Genomic DNA, 22,057 nt, shown 5'->3' with positions numbered 1-22,057 from the left:
GCCGCCCTGCTCGGGCGGCTCGGGGATCACTTCGGGTAGAGCTTCTCGCCCTTCGCCAGCATCGCCACGTACGTCTCGATCCGGCGGGCCCGGGTCTCGGCCTTCTTGGCGTCCTGGACGCGGTACAGGATCGCGTAGCGGTTCTGCCGGTCCAGGGTCTCGAAGAACGCCGCCGCGGCCGGGTCGGTGAGCAGGGCCGCCGCGAGGTCGTCCGGGACGGTCGCGGTCCGCGCGCTGTCGTACGCCGCCTCCCAGCGGCCGTCCGCCTTGGCCCGGTCGATCTCCGCCTGCCCCTGCGGACGCATCCGGCCCTGCTCGATCAGGACGGCCACCTTGCCGCAGTTGACCTTGGACCACTTGCTGCGTGCCCTGCGCGGGGTGAACCGCTGGAGCCACCACTCGTCGTCGTACGCGGCCTTCTGGCCGTCGATCCAGCCGTAGCAGAGCGCCACGTCGAGCGCCTGGGCGTAGTTCAGCGCGACGATTCCGGGGCCCTTCTTGCGCAGCTTGAGCCAGATGCCGGGCGAGACCGCGTGGTTCTCGCCGAGCCATGCCTCGAAGGCCTCGGCGGACGGGAAGTCGACGGTCTCCAGGTCCTGAGTCACTCCGGCAGCGAACCACATCGGCCGGTGCGGTGGGAACGGTTCGCGGGGCTGGGGCATACTCGCGCCACGGGCCGGCGGGCGGCCCGCCGCTGATCGCCGCTCATCCGCCGTCGACCGCCGCACTTGTACGCGTAGTTGGGGAGTTGCGATGCAGGTAGCCGTTGTCACCTTCGACGGGTTCAACGAACTCGACAGCTTCATCGCCTCCGCACTGATCAACCGGTGCCGTCAGGACGGTCTGGAGGCCTTCATCACGACGCCGACGCCCGTGGTCACGTCGATGAACGGGGTCGAGGTGACCGGGCAGCGTCCGATGGAGTTCGCGACCGAGGCCGATGTCGTGCTGATCGGCAGCGGGGTGAAGACGCGTGAGGTGGTCGCCGACGACCGGCTGATCGCCGGTCTGTCGCTCGACCCCGCCCGGCAGCTGATCGGTTCCCAGTGCTCCGGGGCGCTGGTGCTCGCCCGGCTCGGTCTGCTGGGTGACATGCCCGCCTGCACGGACAGGACGAGCCGGCCCTTCGTCGAGGCCGGTGGCGTCACCGTGCTGGACGTGCCGTTCCACGCCGAGGGGAACATCGCCACGGCGGGCGGCTGCCTGGCCTCGCAGTACCTCGCCGCGTGGGTGATCACCCGGACGCTCGGGGAGGCCGCAGCGCGAGACGTCCTCGACTACGTGGCTCCGGTCGGCGAGAACGGGCAGAGCGTCGAGCGTGCCCTGCGTGCCGTCCGCGCGGGTGAGGCCGCGCTGCGCTGAGCATGCCGGGGGTCTGTCGTTTGGATCACGCTGACTTCGGGTTGCGGTGCCGTTGTCTGCCGGTGAGCGGGGTGTGGTGCGTGCCATGCCCCGCGGCCCAGGCGGGATCCAAACGACAGACCCTAGCGAGTCCGTGTCACCGAACCGTGGCTGCCGTACTCCCCGTTCCCGCCACGCCCCCCGCTGCGGGCAGTGCGGGCAGTGCGGGCAGCGGGGGCAGCGGGGCCGGCGGCAGCTCCAGCGGGGGCAGCTCGACCGGGGGCAGTTCCACCGGCAGTGGCGGCAGGCCGCCCAGGAGACCCCCGAGGAGGCCGCCGAGGGTGTCCAGGAGGCCGCTCACCAGGCCCGTGACCGTACCCAGCAGGCCGTCGACCAGGCCGGTCACCGTGTCGAGGAGGTCGCTGAGGGTTGCCTGGAGCTGGTCCAGGAGGTCCGAGATCGGGTCGGCCATGGCTGCCGCGGCCCGGTTCGTCGTACCGGTTCGTTCCGCCAGGCGCTGCTTGAGCGAGGCGTTCGCCGTCTCGACCGCCTGGGCGAACCCGGCCGCCTGGGTGGCGGTCATGCGGCCGGTGGCGGTCTGCTCGGTGAGGTCGGTCAGGACGTTCAGGACCGGGGCGAGTACGTCGCTGCGGTCGGCACGCTCCAGGGAGCCGAGGCGCTTGAGCACCTGGTCCGCGTAGGAGGACCCGGAGGTCCTGGCGGCCGTCGAGGCGGCGGCGGACATGGTGGACCACGACGTGTGGGCGCCGATGGAGGCGTAGGCGTCCCGGCTCGCGTCGGTGACGGCGACGGCTGTGCCGACCGGACCGAATATCAGCGCGGCACAGACGACGGACGACGGGAGGAGGAGCCCGCGGGAGCGGGGGCCGAGGCCGGAACGGGATACGAGGGCGCGCATGCGCAGTCCTTTCGAGAGCTGCTCTCTTTGGGCCCACGGTGAGAACACCGGCCACCGACCGCAACCGCTCGGGGACTCCCGGTAATCCCTGTCCCGCTCGCCATAACCCCGCTGACCAGCACGTTTCCTCGGTGCGCGCATGGGTCGCGACGTGGAGCCATTCGGCTGTCAGGGGGTTTCCTCCCTGGATGAGGTGTCCTCGGGGCCGGCGACGGCGACGGAACCGGCGCGGGCTGCGTCAGACCTGTTGCCGGTGCGCCCTGCTCCCCCGACCACTCCGGCTGCACCTGTCGCCTCTGGTGCTGTCCATGGCTCGTTTCCGGGTGAGGCCCGGAACGGGCGCCGAGATCAACGATCCAGGGAACGCCTCTCACAACTGGCCTCGCCACCAGGTCTCGTCGGGGTGGTTCGCTCGCAGGATCCTCGCCCGGTCCAGGATCGTGCGGTCCAACGACCGTACGAGCGCGCGCAGTTCGCGGGCGCTTTTTCTGGGCAGGCCGTGGAGCACCTCTTCGAGGTGGTCGCGGAAGTACCCCGGGCAGCACCAGCATCCGGGGATACCGCACGCCTGCGCCGGAAACGGCTCCGCGAGCAGGCGCAGCGGCCCGTACGCCAGAGCCTTCCACTGCGAGAAGGCCTCCGCCGTCGACTCCGGCAGGTGGCGGCTCAGTTCGAGCCGGCGGATGTCGGCCGTGCAGGAACCGGAGAGCCGGTCGATCGTGGCGTACCGCAGTCGGTGTTGCCGGTGCTGCCGCCGGACGGGGATCTCGGCCCGCAGGGCGGAGGGGCGCCTACGCGGCACTGCCCTTTCGGTTGTCGGTCATGGGAGGGAACGTACAGGTCCTCGAAGAGGGCGCGCAGAGAATTGAGTGGGCGCCCACCTGACACACACTCGGTTGTTGGGCTCTCCCGTGAAATCGTCCGAAACGTACGAGGCTTAGACTCTCCCCGAAACGGCCCGGAACTCAGCTGGTCGAGAGTGGGCGGAAACAGCCAGACCCGAAGGGTATTCGGCGTTTTGATACGGATAGATTCAGTCACCAAGCGGTATCCGGACGGCACGGTGGCCGTCGATCGGCTCTCCCTCGACATACCGGATCGTTCGATCACCGTCCTTGTCGGCCCCTCGGGCTGTGGCAAGACGACCACCCTGCGGATGATCAACCGGATGGTCGAGCCCAGCGAGGGCACGATCCTCATCGACGGTGTCGACAGCCGTCAGCAGTCGGTCAACACCCTGCGCCGGTCCATGGGTTACGTCATCCAGAACGCGGGACTCTTCCAGCACCGCACGATCGTCGACAACATCGCCACCGTGCCCCGGATGCTCGGCTGGAGCAAGGACAAGGCCCGCGCGAGGGCGCGGGAGCTGATGGAACGGGTGGGGCTCGACGCCTCGTTCGCCAAGCGGTACCCCTATCAGTTGTCCGGCGGCCAGCAGCAGCGCGTCGGCGTGGCACGTGCCCTGGCCGCCGATCCTCCCGTGCTGCTGATGGACGAGCCGTTCTCCGCCGTCGACCCCGTCGTCCGTAAGGGGCTTCAGGACGAACTCCTGCGCATTCAAGAGGAGTTGGGCAAGACCATCGTCTTCGTCACGCATGACATCGACGAGGCGGTCAAGCTCGGCACGATGGTCGCCGTGCTGCGCACCGGCGGCCGGCTCGCCCAGTACGCGCCGCCTGCCGAGCTGCTGTCCGACCCCGCCGACGCGTTCGTCGAGGACTTCCTCGGCGCCGACCGGGGCATCCGGCGCCTGTCGTTCTTCTCCTCCGGCGGACTCGAACCGCTCACCACCCCGATCGTCGCCGTCGACGCCACCGCCGAGCAGATCGCCGCCCGTGGCGCGACCGAGGCCCCCTACCTCCTCGTCACCGGTCTGGACGGCCGTCCGCTCGGCTGGAGCGAGCCCGGCAAGCTGACGGCCGGACAGGTCGACGCCGGCCAACTGCTGCCGTACGGACGGCCGTTCGTCGCCGGACGGGACTCGCTGCGGGCCGCGCTCGACTGTGCCGTCCTGTCGCCCACCGGCTGGGCGGTCGCCGTGGACGCCGAGGGCAGGGCCGCCGGGGTCGTCTCGCAGTCGGCCATCGGCGAGGCCATCCGCGGCGCCCACGCCCACGCCCACTCGGCAGGCCGTGCGGAGCGGCCGACCACAGAGGACGGCGGGGGCAGCGGGAAGAGCGGGCAGAAGGTCGTCAGGTGAACTGGAACCGCTTCTTCGACATCCCCAGCGACCTCCAGCACGACTGGCTCGGCCTCATCGGGCTCCATCTGCGCGAGGCCCTGCTGCCGGTGCTGGGCGGGCTGCTGCTGGCGCTCCCGCTGGCCCAGCTGTGCGTGCGACTGCGCTGGCTGTACCCGCCCGTGCTGTGGCTGACGACCGTGCTCTACGCCATTCCGTCCCTCGCCTTCTTCGTCGTCCTCATCGACTACACGGGACAGACCGAACTGACGGTGATGATCCCGCTCACCGTCTACAGCCTGGTCGTCCTCGTGCCGGCGATCGTCGACGGTGTCCGGTCGGTCCCGCAGGAGACCCTCGCCGCCGCGACCGCCATGGGCTTCGGACCCGTACGCCGTTACGTCCAGGTCCAGTTGCCGATCGCGGTGCCCGCCATCATCGCCGGTCTGCGGGTGGCCACCGTGTCCAGCATCAGCCTCGTCAGCGTCGGCATGCTGATCGGCAACCAGGGTGCGCTCGGCAACCTGCTCCACGACGCGCAGATCTACAACCGGCCGGAACTCGCCTGGAACTCCGTGATCACCAGTGCCGCCCTGGCGGTGCTCGCGGACGCGGCGCTGGTCGGCGTACGGATCCTGCTCACCCCCTGGATGCCGAGCGCCACGCGCGGCGCGAAGTCCAGGCCCGCCGGGGTCCGGCCCGAGCCGGCCGTGCCCGCCCTGGAGGACGCAGCCCGGTGAACGTCATCAACTTCATCAACGCCTTCTTCAGCGACGGCGCGCACTGGCACGGTTACGACGGCATTCCCACCCGGCTGTGGGAGCACGTCCAGTACTCCCTGGAGGCGCTCGCCATCGCCGCCGCGATCGGGCTGCCGATCGGCCTGATCACCGGTCACTACGGGCGGGGCGGCAACGTCCTCTCCCTGGTGGCCACCGCCGGCCGCGCACTGCCCACCTTCGGCCTGCTGGTGGTGACGACCCTCGCGCTCGGGTTCGGCATGCTGCCCGTGATGATCCCGCTGGTCGTCCTCGCCGTACCGCCGATCCTGGTCACCACCTACGAGGCGATGCGTTCCGTGGATCCGCCTCCCGTGGACGCCGCGCGGGGCATGGGCATGCGCGAGTCCGACATCCTGCTGCGCGTCGAACTGCCCGTCGCGCTCCCGCTGATCCTCGGCGGCATGCGCTCGGCGGCCATCCAGATCGTCTCCACGGCCACCATCGCCGCGTACGTCAGCCTCGGCGGCCTCGGCCGGTACATCGTCGACGGTCTCTACCAGCACGACTACGAGAAGGTGGTGGGCGGCGCCACCCTCGTCGCCGGCATGGCACTCGCGACGCTCGCCGTCTTCTGGGCGGCGACGAAGCTCACGGTCTCGCCGGGAGTGCGCAGGAGCAGCTAGGGGTTCAGGAGCAACTGGGGATCGTCGACAACGGCGGTGCGGGGGAAGGTCGTTCCCCCGCACCGCCGTTGTCGTGCCCTGTTCGTCACGCCCCCGGTCAGCCGCCGGAGCGGGCCAGCGCCTGTTCCAGTACGACGAGCAGGGCATCCCGTACCGAGCCGCGCTCGCGGGCGTCGAAGACGAGCAGCGGAACGCCTTCGGACACGTCGAGGGCCCAGCGGACCTCGTCCAGCGTGTGCGCGGTCTGGCCGTCGAAGGCGTTCACGGCGACGGCGAACGGGATCTGCTTGTGCTCGAAGTAGTCGACGGCGGCGTAACAGTCGTCGAGCCGGCGGGTGTCCACGATGACCAGCCCGCCGACCGCGCCCTCCACGATGTCGTCCCACATGAACCCGAACCGTTCCTGTCCGGGCGTGCCGAACAGGTACAGCTTCAGGGTCGGGTCGATGGTGATGCAGCCGAAGTCCATCGCGACCGTGGTGGTGGTCTTGGTCGGGGTGTGGCTGAGGTCGTCCACGCCCGCCGCGACCTCGGTGATGGCCGCCTCGGTGGTCAGTGGCTCGATCTCGGAGATCGAGCCGACGGCGGTGGTCTTGCCCACGCCGAAGCCGCCGGCGATCACCAGTTTCACCGGCAACGGCGGCCGTACGGCGGCCTGTCCGGCCGAGGCGCGGACCAGCGGTTCAGTCGGTGTCACGGAGTACCCTCCGGGAGTCGGGGATGGCCCGCAGGCCATCGATAACCCTGCGCAGAACGGATGCGTCGTGTGTGACGCCGGAGTCGGGCACGTGCACCGACAACTGCCCCGCCGTCCGGAGGTCCTCGGCGAGGACCCGCACCACGTTCAGGTGCAGCCGCAGCCTGGCCGCGATCTCCGCGATGGACTGCGGTACGCGGCAGGCGGCGACGATGTCGTGCTGTTCGAAGGAGAGCCGGTGGAGCGCGTCGAGCCCGTTGGTGGTGGCCACCAGCTGGGTCTCCACGGGCATCGTCCGGCCGGCCGACGCCTCGCCCGCGGCGCCCGCGACCCGGCCGGCGGTGACCAGGAAGGGCCGGACGGCGGGTGCGGGGCCGACGGGTGCGACGCCGCCCTCGCCGTCCCCGCGCGGTGTGCGGCCGTCCGCCATCGGTCTTCGCTCTCTCTACGTCTCTCTGCGGTCTCTACGGCTTTCCAGGCTTTCCCGGCTTTCACGGTTTTCCACGGCTTGTCGCGGTGGCACGCGCTCAGTCCAGACGTGTGGCGCCGACGGTGTTCTTCAGTTCCAGGACGAGCTGCGGGCTGAGCGCGGTGCCCGCGCGGTTGGCGAACACCGTCATCTCGTAGGCGATGTTGCCCAGCTTGGCCTCTTTGCCGGTGACCACACCGAGCACGGCGCCGCTGCCGATCGCGGAGACCAGGAGATGGCCGCCCTCCAGGTCGATGATGACCTTGTTCAGGCTGCCCAGGCCGTAGTTGCCGGAGGCGCCCGCGGCCAGGCTGGTGATGCCCGAGACGATCGCGGCCAGCCGTTCGGAGTCGGCGTGCTCGCGCAGCGCCGACACGGCGATCAGCAGCCCGTCGGAGGACACCGCGATGGCGTCCACGACCCCTGCGGTCTCGGTGGCGAAGCGGTTCAGCAGCCAGGTGAAGTCGTCTGCGGCGGCCCGCAGATCGGTCGGCCTGGCGTCTCCGGCGGGAGTCTCACCTGTCGACGTGCTCACTGCTCGGCTCCTTCCGGAAGGTGGTTCTGGTGGTGCGGGGTGTCCCCGACGCTGATCGGGTCGGACGGCTCTGTCCGGTCGGTCGGGTCGGTCGGGGCGGGGGAAACGTCGCGGCGGTGCTCGTTCCGGCGCGCGGCCGGGTCTGCGGTGGGGCGAAGGTGTTCGCCGGTGTCGCGGTGCGCGCGGGCCACGGCCGCCTCGAATTCCTCCAGCGCATCGCGTACGGCGTCCGCGTCGGCGGGACGGGCGGCCTGCCGTGCGGCCTGCTGGGCGCCGGCGTCGGCGGTCGTCCGCAGTGTCGCCCCGCGCACCCGCCGACGCAGCGGACGGGAACCGTCGGGACCGACGGCGAACGGGTCTCCCCCGGCCTGCGCCGAGAGGGGACCGCCGGGACGGGTGAGGCGGGACGGGTCGGCCCCGTGGTCGGCGGCACCCTGCTCCGTCCCGCGGGCGGAGTCACCGGGACTGCCCGCGGCACGGAGCAGACCGCTCTCGGGGCCGGCGGCCGGGTGGCCGTGCGGCGACTGCTCCGTCGCGCGGGCGGCGGGCCGGGATCCGGCCGGGTGGGCCTGCGAGGGTTCCGTCGTACCGGCGGGGGTGGCGTGTTCCGCCGTACGGGCGTGGGCCCCGGGTCGGTCTTCCGCGCGGGTGTGGAGCGTCGGCTCGGCGGCGCGGGGCGCCGGGATTCCGGACCCGTCGTCCATGGTCCCGGGCGCGGACAGGCCGGCGCCGGCCGCCGACGCCGACAGGGGGGCGGAACTCCCCGGCTCGGCCCCGGTGGTGGTGGCGGTGGCCGGGGTTCCGGGCCGCGCGGGGATGTCGAGAGGCGTGGAGTTCGCCGTACGGGCGGAGAGACCGGTTTCGGCCGGGTCGCCGGAGGAACCGGTCGCAGCCGTACGGCTGGTGGAACCGGCATCGCCCGCCAGGGCGAGGGGACCGGCCGCGTCGGTGCCGGCGGAGACGCCTGTCACGGTCGTGGCGGTGTCGCGTGCCGGGTCCGTCGGGTCTGCCGGGTTCGCCGGGTCCTCGGTGGCGGACGGCGGAGGCAGCGGAGCCTCACTCTCCTGTTCGCCGGGGGACGCGTCGCGGCGGGGGACCCGGCGGGGGAGCGCGGTGGCCTCGTCCTCGTGCGTGGCCCAGGACGGGACCGTGGACGGGGCCGTGGACGACGGGGAGGGGCCGGCCGCGGGGGCCGACGGAGCGGCGAGCGCGGCGGCCGGGGCAGGTGCGTCGGGGGAGCCGAGCCGGCCCGCCGGCGCCGGCTCACTCGCCGTCAGGAGCAGTGTCGACGGGATCAGCACCTCGGCGGTCACGCCGCCGCCCGGGGTACGGGACAGGGTGACGTCGATGTCCCAGCGGCGCGCCAGCGCACCGACGACGAACAGGCCGAGCACCTTCGTCGGGACGACGTCGAGGCGTTCGCGGCGCACGAGGCGGGAGTTCTCCTCGGCGAGGCGCTCGGCGCTCATGCCCAGGCCGTGGTCCGCGACCGTGATCGTCGCGCTGTCGTGGTCGGAGCCGACCACCACCTCGACGGGGCTGTCCTTGGGCGAGAACGACACGGCGTTCTCCAGGAGTTCGGCGATCATCAGCGTCAGGTCACCGATGATGTCGGGCTCCACCATGGCCTCGCTCGCGGCCCGCAGTCCTACCCGCTGGAAGCCCTCGATCTGGCCCAGCGCGGCACGTACGACGTTGGTGAGCGCGGTCGGCCCGGACTCCAGCACGGTCTCCCGGATGCCCGCCAGCAGCATCAGGCTGTCGGCGTTGCGGCGCAGGCGGACCGCGATGTGGTCGATGGAGTAGAGACGTTCGAGCAGCGCGGGGTCGGTCTCGCCGCGCTCCACCGCGTCGATCAGGGCGAGTTGACGGGTCGTCAGGTTGCTGACGCGGCGACCGACGTTGCCGAACATCTCGGCGACGTTGCGCCGGCTGAGCACCTGGCGCTCCAACAGTGCGGCGGCGGTGGTCTGCACGTTGTTGAACGCCTCGGCGAGTTCGCCGATCTCGTCGTCCGCGGTGACCGGCAGCTGACGCAGCCGCGGGGGGCCGGACTCCTCGGCGTCGTCGTCGGCGACGCGGGCGAGCTCGCGGCCCGCCACGTCGGCGACCTCCTGGGCGGCTCCCGTCAGCGCCAGCACCGGGCGGACCACGGAGCGGCGGACCAGGATGGAGAAGGCGATCCACAGGGCGAAGCAGAGGAGTGCCAGGGTCAGCAGCAGGCCCGCGCGCGCCTTGGAGCCGGCCGCGGTGTCGTCGGCCCGGTCGGCGATCTGGTCGATGAGCGACGAGGTGATCTTCAGCCGGGTCTCGGCCTGCGCGCTGTAGGCGGGGGTGGAGGCGAGGGCCGTCCGGAACGCCGCCCGGATCTGGGCCTTTGACTCGGCCTGCAACGCGCTGGGATCCACGGCCAGTTCGGCGTAGTGCTGGCTGATCGAGGCCTGCGAGGCGTTGTGCTCGATACCGCCGAACTCGTCGGCCTGTGCCTCGGTGGCGAACCGGCCGAACCGCTCGGCCTGGTAGGTGAACAGCTGGTATGAGCCGACGGCGCCGGTGAACTCGATGAGCGCGTTGCTGTCGCCGGTCCGCGCGGAGAACACTCCGGTCTCGTACGCGCCGTGAGCCGCGTCGGCGCGCAGCAGCGAGTCGAGGAGGTTACCGGTGAAGGTGGTCGCGAGGTCGGCGTCGCGGTCCAGGCCCAGGCCGTCGATGAGGCCGTCGGCCGCGCCCGAGTACGCCGGGTCGATGTTGGTGGCGGGCAGATAGCCCTGCTCGATGGTGGCGCGCAGGCCGGTCAGGCCCTGGACCTCCTTGAGGGCCTGCACCTCGGTGTCCGGCAACCGGTCGCCGAACGTGTCGGCCACCTTCCGTACCTGCGCGTCCACGGCTGCCTGCGTCTGCCGGTAGGCCTCGGTGGAGGGGGCGCCGCCGCCGACGGACGCCTCGTGCCGCACGGAGAGCAGGATGGCCTGCCGGTGTTCGTCCTGAAGCGCGGAGACGAGTTGCGCGACCTGGGTGCTGTCGCGCACCAGTCGGGCGGCGTCCTCCGCGCGCTCGGCCTCCTGCACCAGGTCGACGATGAGGTACGTCAGCATCAGCGCGATCACCGTCAGCGGGATACCGACGAGTACGTTCAGTTTGCGCTGGAAGGGCCATCGGTCGGCGAATCCCCGCAGTCCCCGGCGTGCGGACGTCGGTGCTGAGGATGCCGACCGGGCTGACGCGTCCACCTCTTTCGTGGACACCGGGCCTCCTTCAAGAAGGTGTTGCAGGCGTGCAAGGGAGGTTCGCATGCATGCCGACTTTCTGCACGCACATGTCCGAATATGAACGATACGGAAGCGGCCCCCGCACACCGCTGTGGCCCCCGCCTATCGCTGTGGCGGACGCCAACTCCGGCGAGACTATCCCGTCTGGGAACGGGCGAGCGTGTCGCCCTACGTCAAGAATCCATCACGAAGCGGTATACGGGGGCCACTTGGGGGCCTGCCGGACAGTACGACCGGTGTTCCTCCGAATCCCGCGCAAGCGATCACGGATCGAGGTCAATCGGTAACCCGGTTCCTCTTGACTGATCAAGAAGTGGCTGGATTGGATCAGGAGAGATTATCTGAGCTCTCATCAACTCCCCCAGTTCGGAACGGGAACCGTGACTACCAACGCCCACAGCAGCAGGTCCCGCAGGAGCCATCCAGGTGCGGCGGTCGTCGCCCTCGGGGCGGTGACGGTCCTGCTGGCGGGATGCTCCTCCTCGTCCGACGCCACGTCCGACCCGCTCGCCGGAGACAAGGCGGCAGGTGACACCGTGGTCGTCGGCTCGAACAACTTCGCCGAGAGCATCCTGCTCGCCGACATCTATGGCGAGGCCCTGAAGGCCAAGGGCATCAAGGTGTCCTACAAGCCCAACATCGGCAGCCGCGAGACCACGTACGGCCTGCTCAAGAACGGTTCCATCACCGTCCTGCCGGAGTACAACGGCTCGCTGCTGGCCTACCTGGACGCGAAGGCCGCGCAGACCTCGCTCGCCACCGTGAACGCCGCGGCGAAGGCCAAGCTCGACTCCAAGCTCACGCTGCTGGAGTCGTCGCCGGCCGAGGACAAGGACTCCGTCACGATCAACGCGGAGACCGCGAAGCGGTACAACCTCACCGCTTCCTCCACGCTCGCCGACCTCAAGGACATCGCGCCGGAACTGGTTCTCGGCGGCTCGCCCGAGTTCCAGACCCGCCAACAGGGCATGCTCGGCCTGGAGTCGGTGTACGGGCTGAAGTTCAAGTCCTTCAAGGCCCTCGACGCGGGCGGCCCGCTGACCCAGGCCGCGCTGAAGAAGAACACCGTGCAGGCCGCGGACATCTTCACCACGGACCCGACCATCCTCAAGGAGAAGTTCGTCGTCCTCCAGGACCCGGAGAACCTCTTCGGATTCGCGAACGTGACCCCGCTGGTCTACAAGAGCGGGCTCTCCCAGGAGGGCATCGACGCGCTCAACGCCGTCTCCGCCAAGCTCGACACGAAGGCCCTGCTCGACATGGACTCCCAGGTGCAGCTGGAGAGCAAGGACCCGCTGGACGTCGCCAAGGCCTGGCTCAAGTCGGCAGGCCTGGGCTGAGATTCCGCCGGACCACCCGAACGGAACCACCTGAACGGAACCACCCGCACCGTCGCCGAGCCGATCGCGCTCGTCGGCGGTGCGGCCGTATGGGCCGCCGACAACCAGTACGGCGCCGTCGAACACCTTGCCCGCCGGGCGGACATGCTTCGCCCGTCATCGAGCGTGACGTAGGGCCTTCTGCGCTCAGCCTTCCTGCTCAGGCCTCCCGCTCGGGCCTCCTGCTCAAGCCACCCGCTGATCGGCCGTCAGCAGGGTCGCGAGGATTCGCCGAGCTTTCTCCGCCGCCGGACGATGTCGGGAGCGTCCGCCCGGATCACCTCGCGTCTTCTCACCCGGTACGAGAGCGCCGAGCACCCGTACGCGCTCGTCCTCGGCGGCCTTCTCCGCGCGGCTCCGGCGCAGCACTCCGCCCTGGCGCGGCAGGGACTCTTCGAGGGCGTCCCGGGTGATGAGTGTCAGCACGGCACCTTCGGCGGTTCGTGAACCGAGTCGCCGCCGGTACGGAGTTCAGACCCCGCCGAGCAGCAGGGCGAGGCCGCGTTCGACCGCCGGCCCCAGGTCCTCCATGCCCGGCGCGACAAGCCCGTACGAGCGGTGGAGGAACCGCTGGAGCTGCGCCGTACGGAACCGGACCACGGCCAGCCCGTGCGGCGAGTGGAGTTCCACGACCGTGCGCGTCGGGCCGCACGGCCACAGGTGGACCTCGCCGATCCCCGCCGGGTTGTCCAGCCCCTCGTCCAGCAGCGTCCGGGAGAAGGTCCACGTCACTCCCTCGCCGTCGACCGAGACCTCGACGGGGAAGTCGATGTGGACGGCGAGCGGGTCGGCGGAGTCGTAGCGCAGGGTGACGGTGAGCGGAAGCTCCTGGTAACCGGGGGTTATCAGGCGGGCGCGTGCGGACAGCTCCAGGGTTCTGTACATGATCGTCTTCCCGTCCGGGTGAGGCCTTGGGCCAGTGGTGCCGAGCTGCCCTCTCGACCTTCGGTAGTGCCCGGGCATTACGCCGTTACGGGAGCTACCCCATGTGACGTGCATCACCTTCTGTAATTAGTTGAGTTTTTTGTCATCTAGCCTTACAAACTCGTCCCCACTGACCCATCCGCAGGTAACTGGAGCGTTCCTGCCCATGATTGACAACACCGCCACCGCGACCGACGCGTACGCCCGCATCTACGAGGAGCAGCAGCCGCGTCTCGTTGCTTATGCGCGTTCGCTCACCAAGAGCAGCTGGGCCGCGGAAGACCTGGTCGCCGAGGCGCACTTCCGTGTGTGGCGACGGCTGTCGGCGGGCCACGAGATCGACAACGTGCCCGCGTACCTGATGACGACGGTCCGGCACCTGGCGGCCACCGTGGGCAGCAACTCGGCGCGCGAGACCCCGCAGGATCCACAGGACAGGCCGGAACGCGGGGAACGGGTGGTCTCCCAGGGCCGGCATGTCGACGACCCCGCCGAACAGGTCTCCTCGGTCGACCTGTTGGTACGGGTACTGGGCCAACTCCCCGACCGCTGGGTCAAGGCGCTGTGGCTCGCGGAGGCGGAGGGCCAGCCCCTGGCGGCGATCGGCCCCCAGATCGGCACCGGCACCAAGGAGGGCGCCACCGCGGTACTCCTCCACCGTGCCCGCGAGGGCATGCGCCAGGCCTTCCTGCGCGAGCAGCCCGGCGTCCCGCACAACACGGCGTGCGAGCCGTACTGGGTCCGCATGCCCGCCTACGTACGCGGCGCCGCGACCCGCCGTCAGTCCGACCAGATCCTCGCCCACTCGGACACCTGCGACGACTGTCGCCACCGACTCGCGTTGCTGATGCGCACGAACGACCGGCTGCCCGCGCTCGTCGGTCCGGCGCTGCTGGTGCTGCTGGTGGGCGGTGCGGGGAAGTATCTGCTGTCGTTCGCGGCGGGGTCCGTCGGCGCGTCGACCGCTGCCTCCGTCGCGGCCGGGCACGGCGGTGGGGGCGCGCTGCACGCGGTACACGCGGTGCGTCATGCCGTGGCCGGTGGCTCGAAGATGCCCAAGGCGCTCGCGCTGAGCACGGGGGCGGCGGCTGCGGCCGTCGTGGTCACCCTCGCGCTGTCCTCTCCGCAGGTCGTACTGCAGGAACGGTCCCAGGTTCCGCTGGCGGGCAGGCCGGTGGCACCGGCGCCGGTGGCGGACGAGCCGGTGACGATGCCTGTGCCGCTGAAGGCGAGTCCGGTGCCGGATCGGCTGTCGGCTGAGGCGCGGGTAGCTTCGGCCGACACGGTGACTCGGGGGAGCGGCAGCGGTGTTGGTACCGGCACGGGTGGAGGTGCGGGTACTGCCACGGGTACGGGTGCGGCTGTATCGCCTGTGCCTGCTCCCACTACGCCGGCCGAGCCCGAGCCTTCGGTGCCGGAACCTCCGGTCGAGAAGCCGGTGCCACCCGTGCGGCCGGTGCCGCCGGTGGGCGGGACGCCTGGGGGGCCTGTGCCTCCGGAGACTCCGGTGGTTGAGCCTCCGGTGGTGGAACCCCCGGTGGTTGAGCCTCCGGTGGTTGAGCCTCCGGTGGTGGAGCCTCCGGTGGTGGAGCCTCCGGTGGTGGAGCCTCCGGTGGTGGAGCCTCCGGTGGTGGAGCCTCCGGTGGTGGAACCCCCGGTGGTTGAGCCTCCCGTTGTGGAACCTCCGGTGGTTGAACCTCCGGTCGTGGAACCCCCCGTTGCAGAACCCCCGGTGGTTGAACCTCCGGTCGTGGAACCCCCTGTGGTGGACCCGGCCCCTGTCCCCGTGCCGGATCCTGACCCGTACCCGGTTGCCCCAACTCCCGTGGATCCCGACCCTGCTGAGGAGATCCCGGTGCCTGACCCCGGGGGCTGCTGATCGGGCGGTCGCACCGCTTTCGGTTGATTTTTTCCTCGCCGAGCAACCCGGACACGGCTTCGCCTGTCTCACAGGTTGCTCACAGATCCGGTCTGGACGCGTTGGGGCGCGTCCGTGCGTATGTCGGCCGGTTGTGGGCTGTGTCCAGTCCGATGCCACTTGACCATGGCACTGGCCGACGAGGAACCGATGACCACTCAGCAGCACAGCACCACCACCAGTACCACCACGAACACCGGCAATGGCGACAGCCGGCGCAGCAACAACCGCGTAAAGCACTCGGCGCTCGCCGCGGGGGCGGCGCTGGCCGTCGTCGTGTCCGTCGCCGGAGCGGCGCCCGGGGCCGGGGCGGCTTCCAGCGCCGCGCCCACGAAGCCGAAGCTCAGGCTCCTGGCCGCGACGGACTCCGTGACGGCCGAACGCTGGGAGGGGGAACCCGGCGTCTACCTGGACCTCGCAACGTACATCACCGTGGACGACGTACCACTGGAGTTCAAGGTGACCCGGAAGTCGTACAAGGACCCGGTGATCGCCGAGCAGATCATCCGCAAGGGCGGCAAGGCAACGGCGAAGAGACTGCCTCCCGGGATGGTGAAGGACTTCACGGGCCTGCCCGGCTTCCTGGAGGTGTCGTTCAGGAACGAGGCAGGACAGGAAGTCGCCAAGAACAAGGGCACGTTCTGCCCGAACAACGCCTCCGGACGCATCCGCCCGGACGCCCCGGCGACCTCGCACTTCCCGGAGGGCTGCTCCACCAACCCGTTCACGCTGGGCAGCGTGTGGGGCGTGGAGAAGGGCTGGGCCACCAACGCCAGCGTGATCGACTACGCGAAGCCGGTGGATCTGCCGGTGGGCGAGTACACGGCCAAGGTGTCGGTCGGGAAGGTGTACCGCGACCTGTTCGGCATCCCCAATGACCAGCCGACCATCAAGGTGACGGTGCTGCCGCCGACCGAGGAAGGCGGCGGCACCCGTGGCGGCGGTGGAGAGGGCCGGACCGCACGATCCTCCGCCCACCAAGGAGGAGGACACGGAGCTCATGGAACCCATGGAACCCATGGAACCCATGGAACCCATGGGGCCGATGCGGCTCAGGCGGGCCAGCCCTCCGCCCCGCTCGCGTCGCACCACTACGGTCCGCGCGGTGCGGACATGCCCACCCTCCCGGCCTTGCCCAACGCGCTCGTGGACCGGGGCAGGGCACATCACCTGGGGGACGGTCCGGGCCACACCGACGGTTCGCGCGTCGCGCCCGGGCTGAAGGCCGCCGCCAAGCGGCCCACGGGCAGGGCGGGCGTACCGGCGAACGTGCCCAAGCCGGACCTGCGTTCACTGCCGGCGTGGGACATCGCCATCACGGACGGCGAGGACGGGGACATACCCGGCAAGGACTACCTGGCGTTCAGCGCGAACGTCTGGAACGCGGGCCCGGCCCCGCTCGTCGTGGACGGCTTCCGCCAGCAGGGCAAGGGCCTGATGGACGCCTACCAGTACTTCTACGACGCGAACGGCAAGCAGGTCGGCTACACACCGACCGGCACCATGGAGTGGGACCCGCGGATCGGCCACGAGCACTGGCACTTCACGGACTTCGCCAGCTACCGCCTCCTGAGCGCCGACCAGACCAAGGAGGTGCGCAGCGGCAAGGAGGCGTTCTGCCTGGCCAACACCGACGCCATCGACTACACGGTGAAGAACGCCAACTGGCACCCGTACAACACCGACCTGTCGACGGCGTGCGGCGAGAAGAACTCGCTCTCGGTACGTGAGGTCCTGGACGTCGGCTCCGGTGACACGTACACCCAGTACCGCCCGGGCCAGTCCTTCGACATCACCGGCCTCCCGAACGGCACGTACTACATCCAGGTCATCGCCAACCCGGAGAAGCGCCTCCAGGAGACCGACCTGAACAACAACGTCGCCCTGCGCAAGGTGATCCTCGGCGGCACCGAGGGCGCGCGGACGGTGACGGTCCCGCCGCACGACCTGATCGACGTGAAGTAACCGACTCGGGCCTTCCCCGCCTGGCCGAGGCAGCGGTTCGATCCCGTACGTCCGACCAGGCCTGCCCCGACACCAGAGGCCCCGGAGTGAATCCGGGGCCTCCGCGGCGTGCGCGCCAGGTGTGCTCAGCCCTGTGACGTGCTACGACCGTCGGGACTGACCGTCAGTCCTGACGTACGACGTTCGTGCCCGGGCCACCCGAGAGGACGTCCCTGCCGGCGCCGCCGTACAGCTTGTCGTTGCCGCTGTTGCCCCAGATGTAGTCGACGCCGGCGTTGCCGTACAGGACGTCGTTGCCCTTGCCGCCGGAAATGTGGTCGTTGCCGGCGCCGCCGTAGATCGTGTCGTTGCCGTCGTCACCGCGCAGGTCCTCGGCCCCCGCGGTGCCGCGGATCACGTCGTTGCCCTTGCCGCCCTGCGCGGTCCCGTTGGAGGAGGTGAGGGTGTCGTTGCCGTCGCCGCCGTCCGCGAGCAACGAGTCACCCGCGTTGATGGTGTCGTCGCCTGTCCCACCGTCCACGAAGTTGCCGGCGAGGCTGCCCCGGCCGGTCAGCTTGTCCTTGCCCGCGCCGAGGATGAACGCGGTGGTGAGGTAGGTCTCGTTGCTCTTGTTGGTGAAGTCGACCACGTCATTGCCGTCGCCGAGGTACATCCGCATGATCTGGTACGGGCTCTGGCTGTCCTCGGTGACGACGGTGCACGCGACCTTCGTGTGGTCGGCGGCGCTGGGGTAGACGCACCCGCGCCCGACACTGATCGGAACGACGTCGTCGATGACGAAGGTGATGTCCGTGGCGTTGGCGTTGGACTCGGTGACGGTCGCCTTGTTGGTCTGGCCGGCGGCGGCCGTGTAGGTGAACTCCCGGTCGTTGAAGCTGACTTCGGCCTTGGCGGACGGCGTCGCGGCACCGGCGGTCCCAGCCAGCGCGAGCGGAACGGCCGCCAGGCCGGCGCCGAGGGCCAACACGAGCGCCGATGCCGATGCGGCGCGGGTCGTCCGACGGCCGGTGGGGGAAGAGAACATCTGCGTAACCTCCAGGGTCACATGGGTATTTGGGGCAATTCAGAATTCCGTGACGCCATGTGAGACAGCCGGAGTGCGCCCTGGGTTGTGTCGGCCCGCACAAGCGGACGGCCAAACATTCGGGCAGGTGGAGTGCCCGACACCCTCCCGAGCGTCCACGCATGTGAACGACGATCAAGTACGCGTCTATTGACGCGCCCAGGACAGCCCCTCTAACTTCCGGGAGAAAGCGCTTTCCAATCCGGTCCGGCAACTGATCCCTCACCGATCCAACCGCCCTGGAGATGGAGAACCACGATGCAACTGAGACCCGTCATGGCGTGTGTCGGCCTGCTGGCAGGCACCCTCGTCGCGCTCTCCGGCACCACGGCACAGGCCGCGACCACGCGGTACGAGGCCGAGACCGCGCCGGCGGTCTGCACCGGCACCATCGACTCCGACTGGAACGGCTACTCCGGCAGCGGATTCTGCAACGGCACCAACTCGGCTGGCTCGTATGCCCAGTTCACCGTGTCCGCACCCGCATCGGGCACGGCGACACTGGGCGTCCGCTTCGCCAACGGCACCACCACCGCCCGCGCCGTGAGCGTCGTCGTGAACGGCACGACGGTCACGACGGCGACCTTCGAGGGCACCGGCACGTGGACGGGATGGACGACAAAGACCCTGACCGTGCCGGTGGTCGCGGGCAGCAACACCGTCCGCCTCAACCCGACGGCCGCCGCAGGCCTCCCCAACATCGACCACCTCGACGCGAACGTCCCGGACGGCGGCACCACACCTCCGCCGACGGCCTCCGCCCTGTATGTGTCCCCGTCCGGCACCGACGGTGCGGCGGGCACGTCGTCGGCGCCCACCACCCTCACCTCGGCGATCAGCCGCATCACCGCGGGCGGAACGATCTACGTCCGCGGAGGCACGTACCACCACGCCTCCACGGTCACGATCCCGGCCGGCAACAACGGCACGGCCTCCGCCCGCACCACGCTGGCCGCCTACCCGGGCGAGACCCCGGTCCTCAACTTCTCGGCGCAGACGGAGAGTTCATCGAACCGAGGCCTCCAACTGAACGCCAACCACTGGCACATCAAGGGCCTCGTCGTCGAACGCGCCGGTGACAACGGCATCTACGTCGGCGGCAGCAACAACGTCATCGAGCGCACGGTGACCCGCTTCAACCGCGACACGGGACTCCAGCTCGGCCGCATCGCCTCCACCACCCCGGCCGCCAACTGGCCGGCCAGCAACCTGATCCTGAGCGCCGAGTCCCACGACAACGCCGACTCGGACGGCGAGGACGCGGACGGCTTCGCGGCCAAGCTCACCACCGGCTCCGGCAACGTCTTCCGCTACTGCGTCGCGCACCACAACATCGACGACGGCTGGGACCTCTACACCAAGACCGACACCGGCCCCATCGGCCCGGTGACGATCGAGGACTCCCTCGCCTACCGGAACGGCACCCTCACCGACGGCTCCCAGGCCGGCAACGGCGACCGCAACGGCTACAAGCTCGGCGGCGACGACATCGCCGTCAACCACACCGTCCGCCGCAGCATCGCCTACGACAACGGCAAACACGGCTTCACCTGGAACAGCAACCCCGGCACGATGACGGTGTCGGACAACGTCAGCATCGACAGCACGGAACGCAACTTCAACTTCGACGGCGGCACATCGGTCTTCCGCACGAACACGTCATGCCGCGGCGCCGGCGGCACGAACGACCGGATCATCGGCAACTCCGACACGACGAACCAGTTCTGGTCGGGGAGCAACGGGCCGAGGTGCTCGTCGTACACGGGCGCCCTGCACTGGTCGTTCGCTTCGGACGGGCGGCTGGGGGTGACGTTCGGGGGGTAGGGGGGCCGCCTCTTCCCGTCTCTCGTACGAGGCTGAATCAGACTGTGCGTACACGCTCCCGGCGCCTTCAGGTCGCGGACCTGGGGGTGACCGGGGGCCCATTGGACTTACGGCGCTCACGTCCGATCGGTGACGTGGAACTCCATCCACTCGATGCCCGGGACGCTGAAGCGCGCACCGATGTTGGCAGCCGCGATGCCCTCGAACTCATGGTGGTTGCCCGGTCCTTGGTCGCCGAGGCTCCAGGGCGTCGCGATCTTCCACGCGCTCTCGAGAACGGCCATCAGCGCATGTTCTGGAGTAGGGCACCCGAGCGGAGATACCAGCCGCAACACGGCGAGCTCGGGGAACCTGCAGTACCGCTCATAGCTCTCGATCTCAACGGGACGATCCAACCGAGCCGCAAGACGCCCAACCACCCGCTCGGCGGCGCGGCGGTCGTTCGCGTGGACGTGACAGCGCCAACGGATCGTCTCGAACATGGCGGAAACCATACGGGCCGGGCAGACAACTCGCAGTCGTTTCGGGCGGCGCGCCGCCCGGTGCCGAGTCGCCGCCGGACCGGTGACAGCCGACCTCGCCTCACCGGCATGAACGACGCCGAACGGGACGGAGAATGACACCGGCGACCGAAGCCGGCTCGCCGACATCCTCCGTGTCGAGGGACAGGAGACGGGAGTCATGGCGCTGGGTCGCAAGGGCGCACGGCGCATTGTCGTCGACGGCACGGCCTACCGCTGGCGGCTGCGGCGCTGGCCGACCTACTCCCAGGCCCTGTCCTGGACACCGTGCACGTATGCGGTCGAGCACGCGGACACTTCTGGAACAACGCTCCTGGTCACCACCGACCAGCCGCACCCGAGCGACTGGTTCGGCCGCGAGGCGAAGCCCGTCCTGCCGTCCGACGTCGCCGGGGCCATCGGCCGTGCCCTGCACGAGGGTTGGACCCCGACGGATCCCGGGTCCCCGTTCCACCTCGACCAGTCGGCAGGTTTCGTACCTTCGCCCTGAGCGGGGTGGAGGACGGGCAGTGGTTGACGCGTCCGGTCCGCCGGGCTCGTGGGGCGGGGCCGATGCTCGGGGCCGTTGGTATCGGCCAGCATGGGCACGCGGGGTGCGGCGTCCTCGTCAGTGGCGGAGTCTCACCAGCTGAGCGGCTCCAACTCCCCTTCGGCGCACGGGGGACAGGCCACCAGGTACATATGCGCGCAGGTCCAGCAGCCCTCGAACCCGCAAGCAGATCGGGCGCCGGATACGGCTTGTACCTGTGCACGTCCCTCTCCGTGGGACGGCCTTTTTCAGGAAAGCCGCCCGGCCTCGTGAAGCGCGTCGAAAGCCATCTCGTCGACGGCCGAGACCCGGTCCCGATCGGCGTAGCGGAACCACGCCTTCTCGGCGATCTCCCTCGACGGGGTCAGCTCACCGCGGTGAGCGGCGGTGTAACAGATCATCCGGAAGGGGTCGTGATCCGGATGGCCCTCGCCGATCTCGAAAGTGCCGAAGTGCACCATGGAACCGGGGTCGATCGTCGCCCGCAGTTCCTCGTCGATCTCCCGCAGCAGGGTCTCGCTGTCGGACTCGCCCGGCTCACGATGACCACCCGGGAAGTAGAAGCGATCTCTGCCGTGACTACGCGTCACCAACACCCGATCGTCCCGAACCAGGATCCACGCCACCTTCTCCGGCACACCGTTGTCATTCGCCATGGCTCCGGACCGTATCGGAGGGCATCGTCTGTGTCAGCGCCGTCCGCACGCTGGGCTTGGGAACCAAGGGCATCCAGGCCTTGTTTTCCGGCTGACCTGCGACGGAGCGGTGTCGGGGCCTGGTGAACGGTCGAGTGGTTCGCCGGTGCTCCCCGTGGTCCCCCGCACGTGTCTGCCACGTGTTGGCGGCTTCTCCTCGCAGCACGCCTGCCCGATCGTGACGTGTCGTCACCGCCGGACCCCGTCCCTCTGTCGCAAGCCGGCAACCCCTGATGAGACTCCCGTTGCCCGGCTCCTCCTCCACCGCGTGTCTCCGCCGTGGTCGCTTTCCCTCTGAATTCGTGCCGACGGCGCGGGCCCGGGCCGTCCGTGGGCCTTGAACCAGTGGAGAAGGTTTCTGTGAATCTTCGCGAGCGCGGCAACCTTTCGGCCTTCCCGGACCACTCAGTGCTGTCCGGCCA

Annotated in this window: 21 protein-coding genes; 9 read left to right on the top strand and 12 right to left on the bottom strand. The window is 70.0% G+C overall.

The features are described from left to right. Positions 1–26 precede the first annotated feature (26 nt). Entirely contained in the window at positions 27–623 is a 597-nt protein-coding gene (locus IEY89_RS23080; RefSeq protein ID WP_189149504.1) for a YdeI/OmpD-associated family protein, read from the bottom strand. Between the two features lie 130 nt (positions 624–753). Here IEY89_RS23080 and IEY89_RS23075 point away from each other — a divergent pair, with 130 nt between their 5' ends. After that, positions 754–1,362 carry a type 1 glutamine amidotransferase family protein gene (locus IEY89_RS23075; RefSeq protein ID WP_189149386.1) on the top strand — a complete coding sequence of 203 codons (609 nt, stop codon included), beginning with the start codon at positions 754–756 and terminating at the stop codon, positions 1,360–1,362. Between the two features lie 136 nt (positions 1,363–1,498). Here IEY89_RS23075 and IEY89_RS41535 read toward each other — a convergent pair whose 3' ends face one another. Together IEY89_RS41535 and IEY89_RS23065 are read right to left on the bottom strand one after the other, a co-directional pair. Then, positions 1,499–2,260: a hypothetical protein gene (locus IEY89_RS41535; RefSeq protein ID WP_189149385.1), complete on the bottom strand. Its 762-nt coding sequence runs from the start codon at positions 2,258–2,260 to the stop codon at positions 1,499–1,501. Positions 2,261–2,630: 370 nt separating this feature from the next. Continuing rightward, positions 2,631–3,062, bottom strand: coding sequence for a hypothetical protein (locus IEY89_RS23065; RefSeq protein WP_189149384.1), 432 nt, complete (start codon positions 3,060–3,062; stop codon positions 2,631–2,633). Positions 3,063–3,278: 216 nt separating this feature from the next. Between IEY89_RS23065 and IEY89_RS23060 the strand changes: the two genes are divergently transcribed. Genes IEY89_RS23060 through IEY89_RS23050 form a run of 3 tightly spaced genes read left to right on the top strand, consistent with a single transcriptional unit; the run spans position 3,279 to position 5,847 of the window. Beyond that, entirely contained in the window at positions 3,279–4,463 is a 1,185-nt protein-coding gene (locus IEY89_RS23060) for an ABC transporter ATP-binding protein (RefSeq protein WP_189149383.1), read from the top strand. Further along, positions 4,460–5,182: an ABC transporter permease gene (locus tag IEY89_RS23055; RefSeq protein ID WP_189149382.1), complete on the top strand. Its 723-nt coding sequence runs from the start codon at positions 4,460–4,462 to the stop codon at positions 5,180–5,182. The genes IEY89_RS23060 and IEY89_RS23055 overlap by 4 nt, the downstream gene beginning before the upstream one ends. After that, positions 5,179–5,847, top strand: a complete 669-nt coding sequence (locus tag IEY89_RS23050; RefSeq protein WP_189149381.1) for an ABC transporter permease — start codon at positions 5,179–5,181, stop codon at positions 5,845–5,847. Before IEY89_RS23055 ends, IEY89_RS23050 begins: the two co-directional genes overlap by 4 nt. 97 nt (positions 5,848–5,944) lie before the next feature. Here the strand turns inward: IEY89_RS23050 and IEY89_RS23045 are convergent, their stop codons facing one another. From IEY89_RS23045 to IEY89_RS23030, 4 genes are all read right to left on the bottom strand, one after another. Continuing rightward, entirely contained in the window at positions 5,945–6,544 is a 600-nt protein-coding gene (locus IEY89_RS23045) for a GTP-binding protein (protein ID WP_189149380.1), read from the bottom strand. After that, positions 6,531–6,974, bottom strand: a complete 444-nt coding sequence (locus IEY89_RS23040) for a DUF742 domain-containing protein (RefSeq protein WP_189149379.1) — start codon at positions 6,972–6,974, stop codon at positions 6,531–6,533. Before IEY89_RS23040 ends, IEY89_RS23045 begins: the two co-directional genes overlap by 14 nt. A gap of 97 nt (positions 6,975–7,071) precedes the next feature. After that, positions 7,072–7,548 (bottom strand): roadblock/LC7 domain-containing protein, encoded by a 477-nt coding sequence (locus IEY89_RS23035; protein ID WP_189149378.1) that lies wholly within the window; start codon positions 7,546–7,548, stop codon positions 7,072–7,074. Further along, entirely contained in the window at positions 7,545–10,793 is a 3,249-nt protein-coding gene (locus IEY89_RS23030; RefSeq protein ID WP_189149377.1) for a sensor histidine kinase, read from the bottom strand. The genes IEY89_RS23035 and IEY89_RS23030 overlap by 4 nt, the downstream gene beginning before the upstream one ends. A gap of 404 nt (positions 10,794–11,197) precedes the next feature. Here IEY89_RS23030 and IEY89_RS23025 point away from each other — a divergent pair, with 404 nt between their 5' ends. Beyond that, on the top strand, positions 11,198–12,157 hold the full coding sequence (locus tag IEY89_RS23025; RefSeq protein WP_189149376.1) for an ABC transporter substrate-binding protein: 960 nt from the start codon (positions 11,198–11,200) through the stop codon (positions 12,155–12,157). A gap of 225 nt (positions 12,158–12,382) precedes the next feature. Here the strand turns inward: IEY89_RS23025 and IEY89_RS23020 are convergent, their stop codons facing one another. Further along, positions 12,383–12,622, bottom strand: a complete 240-nt coding sequence (locus IEY89_RS23020) for a hypothetical protein (RefSeq protein ID WP_189149375.1) — start codon at positions 12,620–12,622, stop codon at positions 12,383–12,385. Positions 12,623–12,667: 45 nt separating this feature from the next. Continuing rightward, positions 12,668–13,081: an SsgA family sporulation/cell division regulator gene (locus IEY89_RS23015; protein WP_189149374.1), complete on the bottom strand. Its 414-nt coding sequence runs from the start codon at positions 13,079–13,081 to the stop codon at positions 12,668–12,670. Positions 13,082–13,286: 205 nt separating this feature from the next. Between IEY89_RS23015 and IEY89_RS41530 the strand changes: the two genes are divergently transcribed. After that, on the top strand, positions 13,287–14,999 hold the full coding sequence (locus IEY89_RS41530) for a sigma factor (protein ID WP_189149373.1): 1,713 nt from the start codon (positions 13,287–13,289) through the stop codon (positions 14,997–14,999). Between the two features lie 165 nt (positions 15,000–15,164). Further along, positions 15,165–17,003 (top strand): lysyl oxidase family protein, encoded by a 1,839-nt coding sequence (locus IEY89_RS23005; RefSeq protein WP_189149372.1) that lies wholly within the window; start codon positions 15,165–15,167, stop codon positions 17,001–17,003. A gap of 163 nt (positions 17,004–17,166) precedes the next feature. On the opposite strand, the gene IEY89_RS23000 is transcribed toward IEY89_RS23005, so the two are convergent. Next, positions 17,167–18,027, bottom strand: a complete 861-nt coding sequence (locus tag IEY89_RS23000) for a calcium-binding protein (RefSeq protein WP_189149371.1) — start codon at positions 18,025–18,027, stop codon at positions 17,167–17,169. Between the two features lie 297 nt (positions 18,028–18,324). Here IEY89_RS23000 and IEY89_RS22995 point away from each other — a divergent pair, with 297 nt between their 5' ends. Then, positions 18,325–19,890: a right-handed parallel beta-helix repeat-containing protein gene (locus IEY89_RS22995; protein ID WP_189149370.1), complete on the top strand. Its 1,566-nt coding sequence runs from the start codon at positions 18,325–18,327 to the stop codon at positions 19,888–19,890. Positions 19,891–20,006: 116 nt separating this feature from the next. Here IEY89_RS22995 and IEY89_RS22990 read toward each other — a convergent pair whose 3' ends face one another. After that, positions 20,007–20,372: a hypothetical protein gene (locus IEY89_RS22990; RefSeq protein ID WP_189149526.1), complete on the bottom strand. Its 366-nt coding sequence runs from the start codon at positions 20,370–20,372 to the stop codon at positions 20,007–20,009. A gap of 199 nt (positions 20,373–20,571) precedes the next feature. Here IEY89_RS22990 and IEY89_RS22985 point away from each other — a divergent pair, with 199 nt between their 5' ends. After that, on the top strand, positions 20,572–20,901 hold the full coding sequence (locus IEY89_RS22985) for a hypothetical protein (RefSeq protein ID WP_189149369.1): 330 nt from the start codon (positions 20,572–20,574) through the stop codon (positions 20,899–20,901). A gap of 287 nt (positions 20,902–21,188) precedes the next feature. On the opposite strand, the gene IEY89_RS22980 is transcribed toward IEY89_RS22985, so the two are convergent. After that, the gene (locus tag IEY89_RS22980) at positions 21,189–21,596 is read right to left on the bottom strand and encodes an NUDIX hydrolase (protein WP_189149368.1); all 408 of its coding nucleotides are present in this window, start codon (positions 21,594–21,596) and stop codon (positions 21,189–21,191) included. Positions 21,597–22,057 lie beyond the last annotated feature (461 nt).

This window comes from Streptomyces lacrimifluminis (assembly GCF_014646095.1).
Classification (GTDB): Bacteria; Actinomycetota; Actinomycetes; order Streptomycetales; family Streptomycetaceae; genus Streptomyces; species Streptomyces lacrimifluminis.
The sequence above is the reverse complement of the archived record's forward strand: the minus strand, read 5'-3'. Positions and strand labels throughout refer to the sequence as shown.

Bases quoted from the DNA above. Each gene is read 5' to 3' on its own strand.
- IEY89_RS23080 (WP_189149504.1), bottom strand. From the start codon at position 623: ATGTGGTTCGCTGCCGGAGTGACTCAGGACCTGGAGACCGTCGACTTC.
- IEY89_RS23075 (WP_189149386.1), top strand. From the start codon at position 754: ATGCAGGTAGCCGTTGTCACCTTCGACGGGTTCAACGAACTCGACAGC.
- IEY89_RS41535 (WP_189149385.1), bottom strand. From the start codon at position 2,260: ATGCGCGCCCTCGTATCCCGTTCCGGCCTCGGCCCCCGCTCCCGCGGG.
- IEY89_RS23040 (WP_189149379.1), bottom strand. From the start codon at position 6,974: ATGGCGGACGGCCGCACACCGCGCGGGGACGGCGAGGGCGGCGTCGCA.
- IEY89_RS23015 (WP_189149374.1), bottom strand. From the start codon at position 13,081: ATGTACAGAACCCTGGAGCTGTCCGCACGCGCCCGCCTGATAACCCCC.
- IEY89_RS41530 (WP_189149373.1), top strand. From the start codon at position 13,287: ATGATTGACAACACCGCCACCGCGACCGACGCGTACGCCCGCATCTAC.
- IEY89_RS23005 (WP_189149372.1), top strand. From the start codon at position 15,165: ATGGCACTGGCCGACGAGGAACCGATGACCACTCAGCAGCACAGCACC.
- IEY89_RS23000 (WP_189149371.1), bottom strand. From the start codon at position 18,027: ATGTTCTCTTCCCCCACCGGCCGTCGGACGACCCGCGCCGCATCGGCA.
- IEY89_RS22995 (WP_189149370.1), top strand. From the start codon at position 18,325: ATGCAACTGAGACCCGTCATGGCGTGTGTCGGCCTGCTGGCAGGCACC.
- IEY89_RS22990 (WP_189149526.1), bottom strand. From the start codon at position 20,372: ATGTTCGAGACGATCCGTTGGCGCTGTCACGTCCACGCGAACGACCGC.
- IEY89_RS22985 (WP_189149369.1), top strand. From the start codon at position 20,572: ATGGCGCTGGGTCGCAAGGGCGCACGGCGCATTGTCGTCGACGGCACG.
- IEY89_RS22980 (WP_189149368.1), bottom strand. From the start codon at position 21,596: ATGGCGAATGACAACGGTGTGCCGGAGAAGGTGGCGTGGATCCTGGTT.